21 protein-coding genes and 3 tRNA genes are annotated in these 18,988 nt (G+C 44.5%); 8 read left to right on the top strand and 16 right to left on the bottom strand.

Annotation, left to right across the window (positions count from 1 at the left end; genetic code table 11):
* Window positions 1-74 precede the first annotated feature (74 nt).
* The 12 genes from ACAY30_RS07035 to ACAY30_RS06980 all read right to left on the bottom strand — a co-directional run bounded on the left by ACAY30_RS07035 (window position 75) and on the right by ACAY30_RS06980 (window position 9,391).
* Window positions 75-443, bottom strand: a complete 369-nt coding sequence (locus ACAY30_RS07035; protein WP_290250329.1) for a phosphatase PAP2 family protein — start codon at window positions 441-443, stop codon at window positions 75-77.
* A 6-nt stretch (window positions 444-449) separates the two neighbouring features.
* On the bottom strand, window positions 450-665 hold the full coding sequence (locus ACAY30_RS07030) for a hypothetical protein (RefSeq protein ID WP_290250328.1): 216 nt from the start codon (window positions 663-665) through the stop codon (window positions 450-452).
* 49 nt (window positions 666-714) lie between these two features.
* Window positions 715-805, bottom strand: a tRNA-Ser gene (locus ACAY30_RS07025).
* Window positions 806-1,130: 325 nt separating this feature from the next.
* Complete coding sequence (locus tag ACAY30_RS07020; RefSeq protein WP_290250327.1) at window positions 1,131-1,976, bottom strand: alpha/beta fold hydrolase; 846 nt, start codon at window positions 1,974-1,976, stop codon at window positions 1,131-1,133.
* An 89-nt stretch (window positions 1,977-2,065) separates the two neighbouring features.
* Window positions 2,066-2,653, bottom strand: coding sequence for a TetR/AcrR family transcriptional regulator (locus ACAY30_RS07015; RefSeq protein ID WP_290250326.1), 588 nt, complete (start codon window positions 2,651-2,653; stop codon window positions 2,066-2,068).
* Between the two features lie 235 nt (window positions 2,654-2,888).
* Complete coding sequence (locus ACAY30_RS07010; RefSeq protein WP_290250325.1) at window positions 2,889-4,262, bottom strand: L-cystine transporter; 1,374 nt, start codon at window positions 4,260-4,262, stop codon at window positions 2,889-2,891.
* Window positions 4,263-4,608: 346 nt separating this feature from the next.
* A tRNA-Ser gene (locus ACAY30_RS07005) sits at window positions 4,609-4,699 on the bottom strand.
* A gap of 225 nt (window positions 4,700-4,924) precedes the next feature.
* Window positions 4,925-5,263 carry a thiol-disulfide oxidoreductase DCC family protein gene (locus tag ACAY30_RS07000; protein WP_371190230.1) on the bottom strand — a complete coding sequence of 113 codons (339 nt, stop codon included), beginning with the start codon at window positions 5,261-5,263 and terminating at the stop codon, window positions 4,925-4,927.
* Window positions 5,264-5,517: 254 nt separating this feature from the next.
* The gene (locus tag ACAY30_RS06995; protein WP_290250323.1) at window positions 5,518-6,834 is read right to left on the bottom strand and encodes an AarF/ABC1/UbiB kinase family protein; all 1,317 of its coding nucleotides are present in this window, start codon (window positions 6,832-6,834) and stop codon (window positions 5,518-5,520) included.
* Between the two features lie 209 nt (window positions 6,835-7,043).
* Entirely contained in the window at window positions 7,044-8,597 is a 1,554-nt protein-coding gene (locus ACAY30_RS06990; protein WP_290250322.1) for a cryptochrome/photolyase family protein, read from the bottom strand.
* Window positions 8,598-8,925: 328 nt separating this feature from the next.
* Complete coding sequence (locus ACAY30_RS06985; RefSeq protein ID WP_290250321.1) at window positions 8,926-9,087, bottom strand: DUF2256 domain-containing protein; 162 nt, start codon at window positions 9,085-9,087, stop codon at window positions 8,926-8,928.
* A 213-nt stretch (window positions 9,088-9,300) separates the two neighbouring features.
* Window positions 9,301-9,391 (bottom strand) — tRNA-Ser (locus tag ACAY30_RS06980).
* 141 nt (window positions 9,392-9,532) lie between these two features.
* On the opposite strand from ACAY30_RS06980, the gene ACAY30_RS06975 reads away from it, so the two are divergent.
* The 8 genes from ACAY30_RS06975 (at window position 9,533) to ACAY30_RS06940 (ending at window position 15,258) form a co-directional block, all read left to right on the top strand.
* Entirely contained in the window at window positions 9,533-10,138 is a 606-nt protein-coding gene (locus ACAY30_RS06975) for a DNA-3-methyladenine glycosylase I (RefSeq protein WP_290250320.1), read from the top strand.
* 195 nt (window positions 10,139-10,333) lie between these two features.
* Complete coding sequence (locus ACAY30_RS06970; RefSeq protein ID WP_290250319.1) at window positions 10,334-11,002, top strand: Bax inhibitor-1/YccA family protein; 669 nt, start codon at window positions 10,334-10,336, stop codon at window positions 11,000-11,002.
* 81 nt (window positions 11,003-11,083) lie between these two features.
* On the top strand, window positions 11,084-11,458 hold the full coding sequence (tusD, locus tag ACAY30_RS06965; protein ID WP_290250318.1) for a sulfurtransferase complex subunit TusD: 375 nt from the start codon (window positions 11,084-11,086) through the stop codon (window positions 11,456-11,458).
* A complete protein-coding gene (tusC, locus tag ACAY30_RS06960) occupies window positions 11,455-11,823 on the top strand; it encodes a sulfurtransferase complex subunit TusC (RefSeq protein WP_290250317.1) in 369 nt (122 codons plus the stop codon). The genes tusD and tusC overlap by 4 nt, the downstream gene beginning before the upstream one ends.
* A 6-nt stretch (window positions 11,824-11,829) precedes the next feature.
* On the top strand, window positions 11,830-12,117 hold the full coding sequence (gene tusB, locus ACAY30_RS06955) for a sulfurtransferase complex subunit TusB (RefSeq protein WP_290250316.1): 288 nt from the start codon (window positions 11,830-11,832) through the stop codon (window positions 12,115-12,117).
* Window positions 12,108-12,440, top strand: coding sequence for a TusE/DsrC/DsvC family sulfur relay protein (locus ACAY30_RS06950; protein WP_290250315.1), 333 nt, complete (start codon window positions 12,108-12,110; stop codon window positions 12,438-12,440). Before tusB ends, ACAY30_RS06950 begins: the two co-directional genes overlap by 10 nt.
* A 111-nt stretch (window positions 12,441-12,551) precedes the next feature.
* Window positions 12,552-13,019 (top strand): (2Fe-2S)-binding protein, encoded by a 468-nt coding sequence (locus ACAY30_RS06945; RefSeq protein WP_290250314.1) that lies wholly within the window; start codon window positions 12,552-12,554, stop codon window positions 13,017-13,019.
* Window position 13,020: 1 nt separating this feature from the next.
* Window positions 13,021-15,258 (top strand): xanthine dehydrogenase family protein molybdopterin-binding subunit, encoded by a 2,238-nt coding sequence (locus ACAY30_RS06940; RefSeq protein ID WP_290250313.1) that lies wholly within the window; start codon window positions 13,021-13,023, stop codon window positions 15,256-15,258.
* Between the two features lie 74 nt (window positions 15,259-15,332).
* Here the strand turns inward: ACAY30_RS06940 and serS are convergent, their stop codons facing one another.
* The 4 genes from serS to lolA are packed head-to-tail and all read right to left on the bottom strand — an operon-like array spanning window position 15,333 to window position 18,986.
* Complete coding sequence (serS, locus tag ACAY30_RS06935) at window positions 15,333-16,613, bottom strand: serine--tRNA ligase (protein ID WP_290250312.1); 1,281 nt, start codon at window positions 16,611-16,613, stop codon at window positions 15,333-15,335.
* 13 nt (window positions 16,614-16,626) lie between these two features.
* Complete coding sequence (gene crcB, locus ACAY30_RS06930) at window positions 16,627-17,010, bottom strand: fluoride efflux transporter CrcB (RefSeq protein WP_290250311.1); 384 nt, start codon at window positions 17,008-17,010, stop codon at window positions 16,627-16,629.
* The gene (locus ACAY30_RS06925) at window positions 17,003-18,361 is read right to left on the bottom strand and encodes a replication-associated recombination protein A (RefSeq protein WP_290250310.1); all 1,359 of its coding nucleotides are present in this window, start codon (window positions 18,359-18,361) and stop codon (window positions 17,003-17,005) included. The genes crcB and ACAY30_RS06925 overlap by 8 nt, the downstream gene beginning before the upstream one ends.
* Window positions 18,348-18,986 (bottom strand): outer membrane lipoprotein chaperone LolA, encoded by a 639-nt coding sequence (gene lolA / locus ACAY30_RS06920; protein WP_290250309.1) that lies wholly within the window; start codon window positions 18,984-18,986, stop codon window positions 18,348-18,350. The genes ACAY30_RS06925 and lolA overlap by 14 nt, the downstream gene beginning before the upstream one ends.
* Between the last annotated feature and the right edge of the window lie 2 nt (window positions 18,987-18,988).

Below are 18,988 nucleotides of genomic sequence, written 5' to 3'. Positions count from 1 at the left end.
TAAACCTGCACACGCCGTTATAAAATTCCCTGTGCAAATCGATTTACACCACGTGACAATCGTTCATTCACCTTTTAAAAACGAAATGTGAGTTCAACGCCCGTGCTATCTTGGTTGAATGTCGGTAGGATGGTGATTTCATTGGGCGCCCTGTCATTTGTAAACCAATACCCTGTTACTGCGCCAAACAAGGCACTGAGCAATACATCATCAACATAGTGCTTGTCGGCATTTACACGGGTAAAGCCTACGAAAGTAGCTGCGGTGTAGCCAAATACGCCGTGCCATAATCCGTAGCGCTCATGCATGTAGGCGGCACTTGCAAAACTGCTTGCCACATGACCACTCGCTTGGCTCGCACAACAGTTACCATTTGGACGCGTACGGGGAACGTGATCTTTAATTACTCCTGCGGCGACTTGTGACACGACTAGGCTTTGCATTAATGCTCACGAGCCATTCCAATCTTCTTTACTCACAGATACGGCCATTGCCATAATCGGTAGCGTAAAAGCAACATAATCTCCCGCTTCTTCGTCGTAGTGCCAAACCTGTAATACAGCATGAGATTGAAATGACATTAATGCCAGTAAACTGAATAACGTTAGGCGAATGCCGTGGTAGGTGCGATCGATGAGCGCGTTTTTAATTATTTTTGTCGACATATTTTATCTCGTAAATAGAAAAGCCCAGCAATATGCTGGGCTTAAAATATGGCGGTGAGATAGGGATTTGAACCCTAGATACGCTACAAACGTATGCCGGTTTTCAAGACCGGTGCTTTCGACCACTCAGCCATCTCACCATATAAGACGGCGCGCATAATAAAGTCGAATGACGACGTTGTAAAGCAAGATATGAAAAAATACGCAACTTTTGCTTATAACCAATATGTTCGTTCACATTAGCGACAAGATGTGAATAAATTAGCATCAAGGGGGTTGGCAAGTATCATTGATGCGAAATAAAAAACCTCTTTAAAACGGTTTGAAGTATTTGCTAGCTTAATTGCTCTTTGTCGCCAGTAGCAAATACAATAGGGTCGCCCCGTATCAATGTGTTTTGACTTAAGTAACTGCGCTGGCACCGTGTTATATCTCAACCACCTTGCTGCGCATAATGTGCATTGATTAGCAAAGTTGATCAAATGCACTCATCACCTGTTGGCTTTTCATAATGCGCCCGTGCCCTTGGTTATGGGCTGTAACGAGCTGGACATTGGCGATTTCTTTGTCTGCTCGTTGAGATTCGTTGTAGTTAGCAAATCGGTCGGCTGGGTCGTGGACTATGATCGTTTTGTTATCGCGTAACTTTAATTTGCTAAATGGATCGATAGAGTTCAACGGGTAGTTGTATTGTTGCTCAACTTTAGCAACCACGGCATTAAATAAGCGTATCGAATACCCTGAGCGCTTGATTGTATCGAGCAAATTATCTAAATAGTCCAATACCGGGGCGATCAACATAAGCGGCTTACCTTTAAGTTTTACGTACTGACACTCAAGTATCGTCGCTGTACCCATACTGTGCCCTACTACGCCAGCAACATCACCGACCGAGTCTAATATGGTTTCTAACCCGTGGACAAAGGCAGGTATGTGACCAACATCGCCTTCGCTGTGACCGTGACCAGGATGGTCATAAGCAACCGCGGTATAGCCTTGTTCGGCTATATGTTGCATTAAAGGATAAAATTGATTGGCGCTACCAGACCAGCCATGACTCAGTACCCAGACAGGACCAGATCCTAGTTGATAGGTTTTTAATTTCCCCTCATTACTCATAACCGTGCCTTTAACCAGCCCTTCGGGTTCAGGGTTCTGTGGCCTTAATCGCACTGGGGTTAACAGCAATTTGCGCGCTGTTTTTTCCGCATGTGCAGGCGCCACTCGATGATGAATACGCGTGGTTATATTCACCATGCTCTTTTTAAAACTAAACTTGTTTGCGGTGTTAAAATAAATCTTATCACTCATTGTAGTACCTTAGCCGACCTGTTAATACGAACGATCGTACTATTTTTATTGTAAAAAAAACTGAGCTCAACTCAGTTCGCATTTTTTATCTATTTCCAGCTTTTGAACAGCCGTTCTACGCCCTGCCAAAACATCTCATTACTGATCTGTTGCCCGTGGATTGAATAGTACAAATGGGCACTCAAATACAAACCATATAATTCAAACACCGCCTGCTTGGCATTGAGTTCACGGTTAAATTCACCACGACTAACTGCCGTGCTGATCTGAATATGTAAATATTCCAACCAAGACTCTACCGTGTTCTTTAATGCATTTTGCGTATTACTTTGTTCTAAGCTGTTTTCTCGCCATGCATCAATAAACATACAGCTGCCTTGAAATGCGTGATTCCAACTTAACCAATTCTTTAATAGTGCATTAAGTTTGGATTCAATGTTTGCTAGCCGCAATTGTCGAACAGGCTCTATGACTCGAGCAATAAACACATCATTTGCGTATTCGAGTACCGCCAGCTGCAAGTTATCTTTTGAATTAAAGTGGGCAAATAAGCCACTTTTCGACATATTACATTGCTTCGCCAACTCGCCAATCGTCAGGCTTTCCAAGCCATTTTCACTAGCGAGTTCAAATGCGCGATTTAAAATATTGTCTCGGGTTGCTTTACCTTTACTCATACGCCCTCTTTTATATGTCTCAGTCATCATAGCGCGGTCGTACTTTTTTGTACTATTGATTTTGCACGGATGAGTATGTTCTACGGTCAAAGATTTAGCGCAAAGCGTATTGACCGTATTCATCGTGTATAGTGCACTGCGTCTAATTCGACATTACGAATGTTTAATAGAAGATTTTGTGCTTTTGTATAGCGATAAAGGCGTTCTAAACATGCCTTTATCGACAGATATAATGTTACGCCTTTTGTACTGTGCTATTTTGTTGAGGTTGGCTCGATGTGAGCAATCTACTGGTAATGGTACCTGAAGTCATTGCGCCCGATACATTTAATGCGGTACGTGCCATATCGATTAACGGCTCTATAGAAATAAGCAGAGCCACTATCGTTACCGGCAACCCCATCGCAGGCAAGACGATAAGTGCGGCAAACGTTGCGCCCCCACCAACACCGGCAATGCCAAACGAGCTAATGGCGATCATGGCCACCAACGGCACAATAAAACTCACCGACAGCGGGTCAATACCTACGGATGGGGCAACCATCACCGCAAGCATTGCTGGATAAATCCCAGCGCAGCCATTTTGACCAATGGTTGCGCCAAACGATGCTGACAGGTTTGCAATAGCAGGAGGTACATCTAACTTGCGAATTTGTGCATCGACATTTAACGGAATGGTGGCCGCCGAACTTCTCGACGTAAAGGCAAATGTTAGTACCGGTAAGATCTTGTTGAAATACTCCCGAGGGTTGACCCCAACCAATGACACTAACACACCGTGCACGATGAACATGATGCCAATAGCAAAGTAAGATGCGAGAATAAAACTGAGTAAACTTAACACATCCGTGGCGCTTGACGTTGCCATAACTTTGGTCATTAATGCTGCGACACCGTAAGGCGTCAGTACCATGATCATTTTGACTAAACGCATAACGATAGATTGTGCAGCTTCGACGAACGTTCTAATTGGTGATTCCAATTCTGTTGTTTCTGTCATCACCTTGCGCGCAGCAATGCCTACTAACACACCAAAAATCACCACGGCAATAATTGACGTTGAGCGGGCTCCTGTGAGATCAGCAAAAGGATTAGTAGGAATAAAACTGACTAACATTTGTGGGATGCTAAGCTCTTGAATATTCGCTGCTCGAGTATCTAATACGGTCAATTGCGCTGTTTCACGAGCCCCTTCTATTAACCCTTGCGCAGAGAGATCAAACACTGCTGCAGCGAATATGCCAACCAGGGCTGAAATAGTGGTAGTTAAAAGTAATACAAAAATCGTTAAACTCGATATTTTACCCAATGACCCAATCTTATCGAGTTTTACCACTGCAGAAATCATTGATATCAATACCAGCGGCATAATCACCATTTTTAGCAGCGCAATATAACCATTGCCAACAATACCTATCCACTCAAGCGATTGACCGACAACATCACGGCTCTCAATAAAAACCAGTTGCAAACCGAGGCCAAATGCTGAGCCCATTAATAAGCCGAGTAACACCAAACGAGACAAGGTGTTTTGTTTTTGCTGTTGCGCAAAGATAAATAGCAAGATGGCAACAAATAGTGCTAAAGAAACAATCAATGAAAAGCTCATTTGAGGACCTCGGTTATCATGACGAAATGCCAATGATGGTATTTAAGTTGATCATAAAACCGCGAGAATAGCCGTAGTGAGCGATATTGAAAAATGCTAAAGCGCTATGACTTAGATCTAAAATGCATGTGTAGGTGCATCGTATGAGCACTTAACTCGCGCCCAGCGCAGTATCCAGATCAGAATAAGAAATAGTGCAATGAAGGCCGATTAGGCGAATTTGACGGGATTTATAGCAAGACGTTAATTGAGCCACATTTCGCTCATACAACAACGTCACTATACAGAAATCAAAACCCACAGAAAACAAAAAGCCCTGCTAAATTAGCAGGGCTTTTTGTTAATATGGCGGTGAGATAGGGATTTGAACCCTAGAGGCGCTACAAACGCCTGCCGGTTTTCAAGACCGGTGCTTTCGACCACTCAGCCATCTCACCTGAAGTCGGAGCGAATATTAAGGCCTCTTTTTAATCTTGTAAAGCGCTAATTGTAAAAAAAATTGAATTACCAATCCGTTTGCACAGTAATTAATCTACCAGAGTAAAATAACGCCACGCATGATATCCAGCGATGCCATTTTTTTTAACGCCTTATCCCTTTAAAAAACAGCGCAATAATATCAAAGGGACGCAGCTATGATGCACCTAACTTGATTTGCACATTTACTTTTTACTGCGACTGCAGTCGTGTTCACACGTTGACGGCCCTGTTAGCCAACTAGAAATACTGTGTCGATGTTGAGCGAAAAACATGTACAGCTTATCGGTTATCACGCGCACCAAAGGCCACCGCAAGGGCTTGATAAGATACCCTTTACCCACTGCTTGCCAAGCGCGGTACGTCACGTCCAGACCAGTTATCACCCGCCCAGAAGAATCTATACCGTGTAAGATTGTTAACGCGTCATCTCTATTTATGTGTGGATAGTCGTTAAATGCCTGATCATGGATATCAACTATCAGCAGATTATTGCTGTCATCATGTGATTTCAAGTGATTCATTTCTCTCACACACAATGGGCACTTCATGTCAGCGAATACGATAACATGATGGTTGCACCTTCCCTTGTTGGGATCAGACAGATGGTTTGAATTAAGCATGTGTATTGTCCGTTAGGTCATTGTCTATAAATCGGTAGTTCGTGTTTTCATCAATCATATCAGCGCGAACTGATACGCTAACTAACGCGACGTCGTTGAAACGCTTTTAGCGCCATTCTGTGTCCATGACACAACGTCAACATTGTTAGCGTGGGTCATCGCATGGTCGCAAGAGAGTAAGGGGCAAACAACTTTCTCACATTGACTCGTGCCTTTAGTTGAGTCGCCAACAAATAAAGGCCGATAAGTTTTCGGTGGATAAACAGTGAGTCCACAGGAGGCGTATGCCACTGTTCTTTTTGTCGCTGTATGTTTTGGCCGTGAGCTTTGATCCGCAAAGCAAGGTCACATCGACCGAAATCGTACGTTGCTGAACACGATAGTGGTTCACAGGCCAGTGTAAATAGTTCAACAATATCCTGTAAATAAGGCTCGCTGAGATGTTGTTGAAAAAAGCCAATATCTCGCGCTGCCTCTATCATGACGTTGCGATGGTTGACTTTGCCAGCACTGATCAATCGCTGATAACCGGCGCTTATGTTAGCTGAGATGGTCCGCGTTGCGCCAAAATCAAGTAAAGCGATTCGGTCAGTTGTATGCTGATAAAGGTAGTTGGCAAAATTAGGATCAGTTTGCATCAGTTTTAACTCGAACAGTTCTTTAAAAAACAACCCGATCAACGACTCAACCAAGGCATCACGAACCTGTTGTGGTTCATTAATCATAGAGTCTATGGTTTGTCCCTCAATGTAATCCATGACCAAAATATCTTTGTTTGTAAGCGTCTTATGCACCGTCGGTACAATGAAACGCCGATCATCTATACGGTTGTAAAATTGCTCGATAAACGCGGCTTCTGATAGGTAATCGGCTTCCATCATCAACTGCTGTTTTGCTTCATCGACTAAGGCATTTACGGCTAAATGCTTGGGGAGAAACCCCGACATTTTAAGAAGCATCAAAACGTTGTCTATGTCGCTGTCTATTGAATCTCTAACGCCCGGAAACTGAACCTTGACTGCCAGCTTCTGGCCATTTTCCAAATACGCTTGGTGGACTTGACCAATAGACGCACAGGCAAATGGCTTAAGATCAAAATGACTGAAAGAATCGAGCCAGTTCGCTCCCCATGAATCAACCAACACCGACGACAACTGCTTGGCGGTCATTGCATCGCCGTTAGAGCGCAATCGCTCCAGTAAATGGCTCAGTTCTGGACCGAGTAGATCGTTGCTGTCCATCGAAATGAGTTGCCCTACTTTCATAGCTGCTCCGCGCAGGTGCGCCAGTTTATCGGCAAGCTCGCGAATATTATGTGGCTTAACTAACAACGTTTGAAGTGAAGACGACTCACCGTTACGCCACGTTTTGACACCGTCAATGACAACGTTAGAGGCAACTTTTGCCACCAAGCCACCGAGGGATGATAACCTTGACAACCGCGTTGTTGGCACTTTTGAACGACCCGACACCCTACCTCCTCGTGAACAAAGTCAATAATACAACTTGTTATCAATACGCGGTGATAGCGCATATTGATCAAAAGCCCTTAGCTTGATTGGGCTGTTGAACGATGCTCTAATCACAGTCACACGGCATTGCACTCGCGTCATTTTGTCTTTGCGCTATTGTACCAATATAGGGTGATGCACTTATAACTAAAGGAGAGAAGTGGCCATATCTAAAGTTGTTCAATATGGTCTAGCAAATAGTCTGCCCGAGCGATTATGTCTCGTCGCTGCTCAGTTGACAGCCTTTGCCAATTTTTATACGCAAAAGCCATTCGAGGGTTATGATTAAAACGCTGTTCGTGCTGTTGTAAAAAATACCAGTAAAACGCATTGAATGGACAACTATTTGCCTCTGTTTTCGTCTTCACATCGTACTTGCACGTTGTGCAGTAATCGCTCATCTTGTTGATGTAATTCCCGCTTGCAGCATACGGCTTACTGGCGAGCAAACCGTTATCGGCAAACAGTGCCATACCGCGAGTATTTGGCTGCTCTACCCATTCAATGGCGTCGATGTATATTCCTAAATACCAAGCTTCAACGAGGTCGGGGTGAATACCGGTTAGCAAAGCAAAATTACCGGTTATCATCAATCGTTGGATATGATGAGCGTAGGCGAACTCTAGGCTTTGATTAATTGCGTGTCGCATACACTGCATATGCGTTTTACCAGTCCAAAACCAGGCTGGTAAATCGCGCGTAGCAAAAAGCGTATTAGAGAGTTTATAACTGTCACCATTTGCCCAATATATGCCACGGATAAACTCACGCCAGCCTAAAATTTGTCGAACAAATCCCTCAATTTGTGCGAGCGATATCGCCTCAGGGTTTGAACGATGAGCGCTAATGGCAGCCTCGATAACTTGCATCGGATGTAACATTTTACAATTTAAAGCAAAACTCAACCGCGAATGGTAAAGGCTCCATTGATGCGGCGACTTGCTGGTCATGGCGTCTTGAAACGTGCCAAAGCGCGGTAAGCAGTGAGAACAAAAATAAGCTAGCAGCTGGTTACTTTGCTGTTGATTAATTGGCCACAACAGCTGCCCTTGTATTTGACCAATACTTGCCACTTGATGCCTGTCAATACGCTCTATGATGTCATTAACTGGGTTGGCAAAAAGCAGTGGTTGGGGAATTGCTTTAATGTCGTTGGCTTTAAACGTCTGTCGATTGTTTTGATCATAATTCCAAGTCCCACCAGTCGGTTGGCCGTTGTCCATGAGTATATTAAAACGCTTGCGCATGTTGCGATAAAAGCTTTCTAAACGATGACGAGTTTCTGCTTTGAAGTATCGCGTTAAATCGCTGTCATCAAGTAAAAAATGCTCTGTAGATACCTGTTGCCTAACGACTGAATTAACCAGTTTAAATGAAGATAATTGAGCCAGTAAACGCAACTCATCCGGTTGTTGGTATTCAAATACTTTGCACTGATACCTCGAGAGTAATGCGTTGATTAGGCTGGGTAAGTCGGGGTATTGAGCTGTATCATCAAGGGTTAGATACAACACCGAATGTCCGGCCTGCTGTAATGAATTGGCAAATGCGTTCATCGCCGCGAAAAACGCACACAGTTTTTGGATGTGGTGGCAGACGTAGTCGGTTTCTTGTCGCAGTTCGGCGATAACGTACAGGGTTTGTGGATCACAATGTTTGTACCACGAGTGATTAGCATTGAGTTGATCGCCTAAGATCAAGCGCAGTCGTTGAAATTTTTGCATGGTTTGCCCTTATGTGCCGCAAACTGTTAGCTTGTTACAGCTACTGTAAACTCACTTGACCAGCTGTAACGTTCGTTGTAACCACGTCTAAAACAGCGCATCGAAAGCATAACTTAAGCATTACAAGCAATTTACAGGATTACCAATCACCCTGTCCCCAACCTTATCTTTGTCAGTTGATATCAATAGAGTAATGACATACAGCATTACGCTAAGGGCTGTATTGAGGATTTGTGCAATTGAAATATAAAATTGAAGCAAACGTTTTTCGAGATACAACTATGGCTGTTCTGTTGACAAAGGCGCTATCTGGTTACCTTTTTTGATACTAGGATTGATGCTTCGCGATATTCGACCGCGAGCAACGGCAGCGACGCGAACAATAGATAACATCGGCCCAATTAGCTCGCCACTTACGCCGCCACTGAAACGGTCGCTGACACACAGGACAGATTTTCTCAGGGCGCAAGCGTTTGTTGGGGGTTTTCATATTGACCTATCATGGTTGTCGCCAAAGCTTTATAGTAATCAAATGAGCTTACGCAGCATCCACTGATTTGGTTTATCCAAGGCGACAAGTAATACGGTTACGATAAACGTTTAATGACAGACCTCGGGTAAAAGCGAACTAAACTTAGCGTAAAAAACCGATAACTCAGTTTAGAAAACGAAAAAAGCCCAGCGAATGCTGGGCTTTAAAATATGGCGGTGAGATAGGGATTTGAACCCTAGATACGCTACAAACGTATGCCGGTTTTCAAGACCGGTGCTTTCGACCACTCAGCCATCTCACCTGAAGTTGATGCGAATATTAGAGGCTCTTTTTACCGTTGTAAAGCATTAATTAGAAAAAACTATTTGTTTGCTATATTTTTGCTCACATCGGTGATTATTTCTGCTAATGTGAGGCTAAACGCATTCACGAGGAGTAACGGATGACAAACAACAGCGTTAACGAATCGCAAACTTGTCGATGTCCATGGCTTGATTTGTCGAAGCCTGACTACGTCGCTTATCATGATTTGGAATGGGGTGTACCGGTTAAAGATGATCAAACGATGTTTGAGTTTTTAACCCTTGAATCAGCCCAAGCCGGATTAAGTTGGTATACGGTATTGAAAAAACGCGAACATTATCGTCGTGCATTTGCCAATTTTGATGTCGATAAAGTGGCTAATTTTGATCAACAGACGATCGAACAATTACTGCAAAATCCGGGAATCATTCGCAATCGCCTGAAAGTACAAGCGGCCGTAACAAATGCTCAACGCGTACTCATCTTACAACAAGAGTTCGGCAGTTTGTGTAATTATTTTTGGCAGTTTGTCGATCATAAGCCGATAGTTAATCAACTGACAACGCTGGCCGACTACCCCGCTACCTCGACGATTTCCGATGCCATAAGCAAGGACATGAAGCAGCGAGGTTTTAAATTTGTCGGCTCGACAATTATCTACGCCCATATGCAAGCCTGTGGTTTAGTTAACGACCACAGTGTTGACTGTTATCGCCGTCAACAAATCATTGATCAATACCGTTAATACTTTCGTAACACAGATTGATATGTCATAATATGTCACGTTTTGATATTTACCGGACCAATAAAATGCGCTATAAAAGCATTAATAACACCTAGGTTCGGTTAATGACATTGATCCGAATAACAAAAAAGAATTGAATTTTTTAGGTATTGACCTTATCTAATTATTGTTAATTTAGAGTACTGAGGAAACTTTATGCAATCACAAACAGGATTTTCAACAGCAACGCAAAGCTCTGCTATTGAAATTAACAAAGTATTACGCAACACCTACACCCTGTTAGGTATGACCCTAGTCTTCAGTGCGGCCGTTGCCATGCTGACGATTATGATGAACCTACCAAGCCCAGGCTTGATCGTCACCTTAATTGGCGTGTACGGGTTGATGTTTTTAACCTATAAAACCGCCAACTCTAGCATGGGCATCTTGTCAGTATTTGCCTTTACTGGTTTCCTTGGCTACACCATTGCGCCACTTGTTGGCTATGCTCTTGGCTCGGGCGCAGGTGACCTTGTAGTCTTCTCGCTTGGTGCAACCGGTCTTATTTTCTTCGGTTTATCAGCGTACGTATTGACAACCAAAAAAGACATGTCATTTATGACGGGAATGCTTAATGTTGGTTTTTGGTTCTTGCTTATCGCCATGGTCGCCAACATCTTTTTGCAAATTCCGGCGATGTCACTAGCCATTAGTGCGTTGTTCGTCGTGTTTTCATCGGCGATCATCTTGTACCAAACTAGCGAGATTATTCACGGTGGCGAGCGCAACTACATCTTAGCGACGGTTACTTTATTCGTATCGCTTTACAATATTTTCAGTAGTTTACTACACATTTTAATGTCACTAGCTGGCGGCGATGATTAATTTTAAATAAAATTCATCTATACTAAAAAAGGCTCCACTAGGAGCCTTTTTTATCAGCCATAAAATAATAAGAGGTGCATTTTGAGTACGTATGCGTTAGTGGTTAGCACAGCCCCAAGTGATAATAAAACAGTCACCGCGTTAAACCTTGCCGAAACCATCATTACCAACGGACATCAACTCCATGGTGTGTTCTTTTATCAAGATGGTGTCTTAAATGCCAACAACCTGTTGCAAACACCAAGTGACGAGCAAAACCTGTATCAGCAGTGGCAACGTTTCCAACAAGCATCAAACACGCCTCTATTCGTTTGTATTTCTGCAGCGGAGCGCCGCGGATTAAGCGATGGTAGCGACAGTGAACTAACCAATAATGTCGGTAACGCTTTTACCGTATCAGGACTAGGTGAATTGGCTGTCATTAGCAGTAAAGCGGATAAGGTAATTCAATTATGAGCCACCCAAGCAAACATTATCTGATTGTTAATCACAGTGCCAGTTTCGACCATATCAAAGCGCGAGAGTCTCTCGATGCCGCTCTCATTTTAGCCAGTTATGATATGCATGTCAGTTTGTGTTTTATTGGCGACGGGGTATTTCAAACCATCGCCAAACAAAATGCTGAATTAATTGGTGCAAAGGATTTCATTGCATCGTTTAAAGCGTTACACTTTTACGATATTGAAGATATCTACGTTAGTGAGACGTGTTTGAGTGAACGTCAACTGTCAGGTCCGTCTGCGTTTAACGATGCATCGCTGGTGACCAACTCACAGATAACCGCACTCATTGATGCCGCTGACGTTGTTTTAACATTTTAAGAGTTTATGGCAGTATTACACATCGTACGTACAAGTGCATTTCAAGATAACAAATTAAACCTGTGCTTAGGTTTACTCAGCAACAAAGACACATTGTTTTTAATGGATGATGGTGTTTATAACGTTGCCCATCCCAAGCTATTAAAGCGACTAGACGAAATTGATGTATTGGTTATCGAAGAGCATCTTATTGCGCGTGGCATTGAGGCAGAGCAACCGTCGATTGCCCTAGCAACATTGAAAGACCTAGTTACCTTATCTGACCAAGCGGATAAAGTGATCACATGGCAATAGAATTTAATAACACCGTATACGAGACCGATAAAGAAGGTTATTTAACCGATTTTCGCCTGTGGACGGAAGATCTCGCACCGTTATTAGCCGCCACCGATGGAATCACCTTAACCGATGATCACTGGGAAGTAGTCCGCTTTGTTCGAAACTTTTACTTAGAGTATAAAACGTCACCTGCTATTCGCGCATTAATCAAAGCGATGAAAGACGAATTTGGCGAAGACAAAGCCAACAGCCGATATTTACATCGTTTGTTTCCCAAAGGCGCTGCAAAGCAAGCAACAAAAATAGCCGGACTACCAAAACCAAAGCGCTGTTTATAGACGGCGCTGTCACCGCGGCAATCGTCATTTTTGCACAACCACCCGTTCGACTGTTATTTTATCGTTAATGATGTATATTATTTGTTAACGAAAGCAATAGGATGAACAACCATGGCTAACTCTATTACCATCAACGGCAAGTCATTTCCCATTGACGTCGATGAAAACATGCCCCTACTCTGGTTCTTACGCGATCATTTGGCCTTTACTGGTACCAAGTTTGGTTGTGGCTCTGGATTGTGTGGCGCATGCACCGTTCATGTAGACGGCGTCGCACAACGCGCGTGTATTACCCCTATCGGCTCATTAGCCAATAAGCAAATTACCACTATTGAAGGCCTATCTGCAAACGGCGATCACCCATTGCAAAAAGCTTGGCTAGAGAACAAGGTACCGCAATGTGGCTATTGCCAGGCGGGTCAAATTATGAATGCTGCCAGCTTGCTCAACAGTAATAAACGCCCAACCGATAATGACATCGAGATAGCAATGCAAGGTAATATTTGTCGATGTGGCACCTATCAACGAATTAAAAAAGCCATTCGTCAAGCCGCTGATGACCTAGCCAAGGAGGTATAACATGCACCCTCATATAAGCGATGAATTAAACCGATATTATCAACGCAATAGCTTGGCTGATAGCGTCAGTGAGATTGTCAACTTATCTAAAATGAGCCGACGCAGCTTTATCAAAGCGGCGGGTCTTGGTACAACCGGGTTACTGCTTGGCATTAGCCTGCCGACACAAGCAAAAAATAAGTCGTCAACCGCATTTTCTCCCAGTGGATTTATTCATTTAAACAACAATGGCGACCTTACCCTATATTGCGGTCGGTGTGAAATGGGACAAGGTATTTCTACGGCTTTACCATCGGCGGTAGCTGACGAAATGGACGCCGATTGGTCACGCGTAACCGTTAAGCAAGGCGAAGGAAATGAGCAAAAATACGGCCCTCAGGATACCGGAGGCTCTGCGAGCATTCGGGTGATGTACGAACCGATGCGCAAAGCAGGTGCCGCGGCTAAGCAGATGTTAATGCTTGCTGCAGCAAAGGTGTGGGCCATTGATGTGACCAATGTTACCACCAATAATCACTACGTAATCAATAAATCGACTGGCCAAAAATTGAATTACGGAGACCTAGTCGATATCGCTAAAAATATTGAAGTGCCCGATAACCCGACTCTTAAGTCAAAAGAGTCGTTTCGCTACATAGGCACCGACTTACCGCGCCACGATCAACAAATGGTCGTCGTAGGTCAACGAACCTACGGTGCAGACACCATAGTTGAGGGGATGAAATTCGCCGCCATTAGCCACTGCCCTGTACTTGGCGGTAAATTAAAATCGGTTGATAAATCAGATGCCGTTAAAGTCAAAGGGGTTATTGACGTGGTTGAAATTGCCCCTATTGAACACCCATTTAGTTCGGTCGGTGCAGTTGCAGTGGTTGCTGACAATTCGTGGACAGCGCAGCAAGCACTAAAAAAATTACGAATCGAATGGGACTTAGGGGCTAATAAGGAATACAACACCAAGCAGTATCGAGCGTCGTTAATAAAACGCGTAGAACAAGATGCGCAAGAGGTGTTCTCGCGCGGTGATGTTGATCGCGCCTTGGATAACGCAGCAAAGATCGTAAGCGCTACTTATTCTGGCGGCCATCTCTGTCATGCTCCTATGGAGCCAAACGCGAGTGTGGTGTCGGTTACCGATGATCGCTGCCAAGTTTGGGCATCAACCCAAAGTCCAAAAGACATTCAAAATGTCTTGGCCAAGTTACTCGACAGACAAGCGGATGATATTGAAGTTAACGTAATGATAAGTGGCGGTGCGTTCGGACGAAAATTTAAGTGCGATTACGTTCATGAAGCAGCGGTTATATCTAAGCAGATCAAAGCGCCCGTCAAACTGATATGGTCGCGCGAAGAAGATATGCGCACCGGATTTTACCACTCTATAAACGCGCAGCACCTCAAAGCCAGTATCAATGAGCAAGGCGAGGTTGATGGTTTGCTTCAGCGCGTCGCATTTCCATCGATCAGTTCATTATTTCAAGCCGGCCTGGATCGGGCACCAAAAAGAGCGTTTAATGACGTTAATAATCATCCGTTCAATATTGCTAACTTTCGCAGTGAATCGGGTCTGGCACCAGCGCATACACGCATTGGCTGGTACCGAGCAGTCTACGCCATTTTTTATGGCTTTGCCTTTGGCAGTTTTGCCGATGAACTGGCAGTTGCCTCGGGTAAAGATACGGTATCGATGTTACATCAATTGTTCGATGCCAATAAGGATCCGAAGTTTGCCGAGCAAGTTCAGCGCTCAAAAGGCGTGCTTGACTTAGCCGCTAAACAAGCAAACTGGGGAAAAGCTCTGCCCCAAGGTGAAGGTCTAGGCATCGCCGTACATTACTCATTCCAGAGTTATGTTGCGATGGCTGTTCACGTAAAAGTAGACGGTGATAACATTCGCGTACTGAATGTAGACTGCGCTATAGATTGCGGACAAATTCTCAATACCGACGGCGCCACGGCACAAATGGAAGGTGCGGTGGTAATGGGGATGTCATTGGCGTTATACACCGAGATAAACTTTGAAAACGGCGCAGTGACCAACTCAAACTTTCACGATTACCCGGTGTTGCGCATTAACGAGATGCCCAATGTCAATGTCCATATTGTCGACTCTGACGCATCACCAACTGGTTTGGGCGAACCTGGCGTTGCCCCATTTGCCCCTGCGCTAGCCAATGCCATTTACGCCGCAACAGGTAAGCGTCACCGCCACTTGCCAATCAAACCGATGTCGGCATAAGCCAAACTAGAGCGGCCTAAACAAAAATGGAGACACTTTGAGTGTCTCCATTTTTCTAATAAGACATTGTCTTTTTAGCCTATTTTAGTCAAGCCACCCATGTAAGGCTGCAATACTTTTGGTACATCAATTGTACCGTCGGCTTGTTGATAGTTTTCTAAAATGGCAACAAGCGTGCGCCCTACCGCCAAGCCAGAGCCATTTAATGTGTGCAGTAATTCCGGTTTTTTACTGCCCGTTGGGCGATAACGACCTTGCATACGGCGAGCTTGGAAATCTCCCATATTTGAACACGATGAAATTTCACGATAGGTGTTTTGCGCCGGTAGCCACACTTCAATGTCGTAGGTTTTCGTCGCACTAAAGCCCATATCTCCTGTACACAGCGTCACGGTACGGTATGGCAATTCAAGTAATTGCAAGACTTTTTCTGCATGCGCTGTTAGCTCTTCAAGTGCTGCAAATGACTGTTCTGGATGCACTAATTGAACCAGTTCTACTTTGTCAAATTGGTGCTGACGGATCAGGCCGCGGATATCACGCCCTGACGAACCCGCCTCAGAGCGGAAACAGCTTGAAAGCGCGGTCAGCTTGATCGGTAAATCGGCTTCCTCAACGATTTCGTCACGTACTAAATTGGTTAGTGGTACTTCAGCTGTTGGGATCAGTGAAAACTTCTTACTACCTAAGTCAGTATGGAAAAGGTCTTCGCCAAACTTAGGTAACTGGCCTGTGCCATACAAAGAGTCGTGGTTAACCAACAGTGGTACATTGGCTTCGGTATAGCCGTGTTGATCGGCGTGCAAATCGAGCATAAATTGTCCGATAGCGCGATTTAAGCGAGCAATTTGTCCCTTCATCACAACAAAGCGCGTGCCACTTAATTTCGCACCGCTTTCAAAGTCTAAGCCTTTGTCTAACGCGGTGGCTAAATCGACGTGGTCTTTAACCTCAAAGTCAAATGTGCGCGGTGTCCCCCAACGTCTAACTTCTACGTTATCAGTTTCGTCTTTACCCTTAGGTACGTCTGCGGCCGGCAAGTTTGGTATGGCCGAGACAATATCGTCAATCTTGGCTAATAAAACACTAAGTTCTTCTTTGGCTAAATCGAGTTTGGCGCCAAGCTGACTCACTTCGTCCAATAACGGTTGGATGTCTTCACCACGCGCTTTTGCTTGGCCGATAGACTTGGAACGCACATTGCGCTCATTTTGTAATTCTTGCGTTCGAACTTGCAGTTCTTTGCGCTCTTCTTCTAGCGCATTAAAGGTGGCGACATCTAATTCAAAGCCACGTGCAGCTAATTGTTCAGCTACAGCGTTGATGTCAGCTCGTAAAATTTTTGAATCTAGCATGAGTTATCACGTACTATCTATTGGTTACCAAAAAGAGGCCTATGGCGGCAGCGACTATACATAATATAACGTTTAGTAGCACATTTGCCATGGCTTTCACCAGAAATCCCTGTTGTATCAACAAGACAGTATCTAGCGAGAATGTAGAAAAGGTCGTAAATGCACCTAAAAAGCCGATCCCGATCAGAATCCGAGCAGCCGCCACAGTGATCACGCCTTGTTCGATTAATCCGTATAAAATGCCCATCAAGAGCGAGCCCGTTATATTAACGAGCAAGGTTGCAAAAGGGAATCCCTTTTGTAACCAAATTAGGCAAATGTGTGAAATAAAAAATCGCAGGCTTGCACCCGCTGCACCACCTAAGGCGACATATGCGTATGTCTGCCAACTAGTCATAGCGTCGCTTTGTCGCCATTAAATCAAGACTGCGAAGATAGTTGATTTTATCTTGCAATTTTTGTTCGAGCCCGCGTTCACTGGGAAAATAAAACGCGCTGTCTTGAATGTGTTCTGGAAAATAATTTTCCCCAGCAGCATAGGCTCCTGACTCATCGTGTGCGTAGCGATATTCCTTACCGTGGCCCAACGATTCGGTGAGCTTAGAGGTGGCATTGCGAAGATGCAGTGGCACCGGTAAATCACCAGTATCTCGAGCCATTTGTCTAGCGGCTTTAAAGGCATTGTAAACTGCGTTACTCTTCGGCGCCAGCGCCAGGTATACCGTCGCTTGTGCGATTGCCCTTTCCCCCTCTGCGGGACCAACCCGATGATAAGTGTCATAAGCGTTAACCGCTAACTGAAGTGCTCTGGGATCGGCATTGCCAATATCCTCACTGGCAATGGCAAGCAGACGTCTTGCCACGTACAACGGGTCGCCGCCACCCTCTAAAATCCGACAATACCAGTACAAGGCTGCATCTGGCGATGAACCGCGAACCGATTTGTGAAAGGCACTGATCAAATCGTAAAAGTGATCGCCGTTTTTATCGTATAACGCTTGCTTTTCACCTGCTACCATGTTGACAACATCAAGACTAATGGTCACTTGGTCGTGCTCATGTGGTGCAATATCAACGCAATTCTCGAGCAAATTAAGCAACCGCCTAGCATCGCCATGGGCAAGCTCAATTAACGATTGTTGCGCTTTTTGTTCAAACCTAACCTTGTACTTCGCTAATCCTCGCTCAGTATCTGTTAATGCACTTTGCAACACTTGTTCGAGATCATCATTGCTTAACGACTGCAGTAAATACACCCGAGCCCGGGACAGCAATGCTTGGTTTAATTCAAAAGAAGGGTTTTCGGTGGTGGCGCCAATAAACACAATAGTGCCATCTTCAATATGCGGTAAAAAGGCGTCTTGCTGTGACTTATTAAAGCGGTGCACCTCATCGACAAACAAAATGGTACGCCGATTTTGTGCTTGGCCAACAAGTTTTGCCCGCTCCACCGCAGCGCGGATTTCCTTAACGCCAGACGTCACTGCCGAAATACGCTGAATTTCCGCATCACCGTAGTGTGCAATCAATTCCGCTAATGTCGTTTTCCCGGTGCCTGGAGGCCCCCAAAAGATTAACGAGTGGCACAAACCCTGCTCTATCGCCAGTCGCAATGGCTTGTCTTTGGCTAGCAAGTGCTGCTGACCAATATACTCATCTAACGTTCTCGGTCGCATGCGCGCGGCCAGAGGCGCGAAATCAGAGGAATGTTCAAAGTTAAGTGACAAAGATGGGTTATCTTTGGTCATCTAAATCCACACCTTCAGGTACCTCAAAAGAAAATAACTCTGCATTGGGTAGCGGCGTACTAACCACATCGGTTAAGTCAAAATGACTCAATTGACCGGTTGCATCAACCACCGTGAACTTGTCAATTTGATCGCCGTTAAAAACGATGTGTAATGACGTGACCTGTGCATCTTGCTTGGTTGCTAATATGGTAAACTCGTTGTCGTTGCGTTTACTTACTTGATAATCTTGCCACGCTTGTTCATTTAAACCACTCAATAATAAAATCGGCGTATTGGCCACTGCATTATCCACTCGAAAAGCGGTAACTTGCTCGACAAACGGGTTGTAGAACCACAGTGTATCACCATCACTTACCACCAGTGTTTCATCTGGCGATACCGTTTGCCAATGCAGTAAATTTGGCCGTTTCAACGCTAGGTTACCAGTGCTTTGCTGAATTTCGTTGCCATCGGCATCGATTACTTGTTGGCTAAACTCGGCAGAAAAGCCGTCCACCTTGGCAAGCTTTTGTTGCAACGCCTGTTTATAGTCTAGCGCGCCAAACACCAACGGACTGGCTAAGGTCAAGCCAGCTAACACACAAGAGAGTGTCGTTCGTTTCCATATTTTGTTAAGTATCATAA

Origin of the sequence: Thalassotalea ponticola (assembly GCF_041379045.1) — a bacterium.
In the GTDB taxonomy this organism is placed as follows: Bacteria; Pseudomonadota; Gammaproteobacteria; order Enterobacterales; family Alteromonadaceae; genus Thalassotalea_A; species Thalassotalea_A ponticola.
This window is presented reverse-complemented; position numbering and strand designations above follow the sequence as displayed.

Excerpts from the sequence above, each read along its gene's own strand:
- ACAY30_RS07035 (WP_290250329.1), bottom strand. The coding sequence starts at position 443 with ATGCAAAGCCTAGTCGTGTCACAAGTCGCCGCAGGAGTAATTAAAGAT.
- ACAY30_RS07030 (WP_290250328.1), bottom strand. The coding sequence starts at position 665 with ATGTCGACAAAAATAATTAAAAACGCGCTCATCGATCGCACCTACCAC.
- ACAY30_RS07020 (WP_290250327.1), bottom strand. The coding sequence starts at position 1,976 with ATGAGTGATAAGATTTATTTTAACACCGCAAACAAGTTTAGTTTTAAA.
- ACAY30_RS07015 (WP_290250326.1), bottom strand. The coding sequence starts at position 2,653 with ATGAGTAAAGGTAAAGCAACCCGAGACAATATTTTAAATCGCGCATTT.
- ACAY30_RS07010 (WP_290250325.1), bottom strand. The coding sequence starts at position 4,262 with ATGAGCTTTTCATTGATTGTTTCTTTAGCACTATTTGTTGCCATCTTG.
- ACAY30_RS07000 (WP_371190230.1), bottom strand. The coding sequence starts at position 5,263 with ATGAATCACTTGAAATCACATGATGACAGCAATAATCTGCTGATAGTT.
- ACAY30_RS06990 (WP_290250322.1), bottom strand. The coding sequence starts at position 8,597 with ATGCAAAAATTTCAACGACTGCGCTTGATCTTAGGCGATCAACTCAAT.
- ACAY30_RS06985 (WP_290250321.1), bottom strand. The coding sequence starts at position 9,087 with ATGAAAACCCCCAACAAACGCTTGCGCCCTGAGAAAATCTGTCCTGTG.
- ACAY30_RS06975 (WP_290250320.1), top strand. The coding sequence starts at position 9,533 with ATGACAAACAACAGCGTTAACGAATCGCAAACTTGTCGATGTCCATGG.
- ACAY30_RS06970 (WP_290250319.1), top strand. The coding sequence starts at position 10,334 with ATGCAATCACAAACAGGATTTTCAACAGCAACGCAAAGCTCTGCTATT.
- tusC (WP_290250317.1), top strand. The coding sequence starts at position 11,455 with ATGAGCCACCCAAGCAAACATTATCTGATTGTTAATCACAGTGCCAGT.
- tusB (WP_290250316.1), top strand. The coding sequence starts at position 11,830 with ATGGCAGTATTACACATCGTACGTACAAGTGCATTTCAAGATAACAAA.
- ACAY30_RS06950 (WP_290250315.1), top strand. The coding sequence starts at position 12,108 with ATGGCAATAGAATTTAATAACACCGTATACGAGACCGATAAAGAAGGT.
- ACAY30_RS06945 (WP_290250314.1), top strand. The coding sequence starts at position 12,552 with ATGGCTAACTCTATTACCATCAACGGCAAGTCATTTCCCATTGACGTC.
- ACAY30_RS06940 (WP_290250313.1), top strand. The coding sequence starts at position 13,021 with ATGCACCCTCATATAAGCGATGAATTAAACCGATATTATCAACGCAAT.
- serS (WP_290250312.1), bottom strand. The coding sequence starts at position 16,613 with ATGCTAGATTCAAAAATTTTACGAGCTGACATCAACGCTGTAGCTGAA.
- crcB (WP_290250311.1), bottom strand. The coding sequence starts at position 17,010 with ATGACTAGTTGGCAGACATACGCATATGTCGCCTTAGGTGGTGCAGCG.
- ACAY30_RS06925 (WP_290250310.1), bottom strand. The coding sequence starts at position 18,361 with ATGACCAAAGATAACCCATCTTTGTCACTTAACTTTGAACATTCCTCT.
- lolA (WP_290250309.1), bottom strand. The coding sequence starts at position 18,986 with ATGATACTTAACAAAATATGGAAACGAACGACACTCTCTTGTGTGTTA.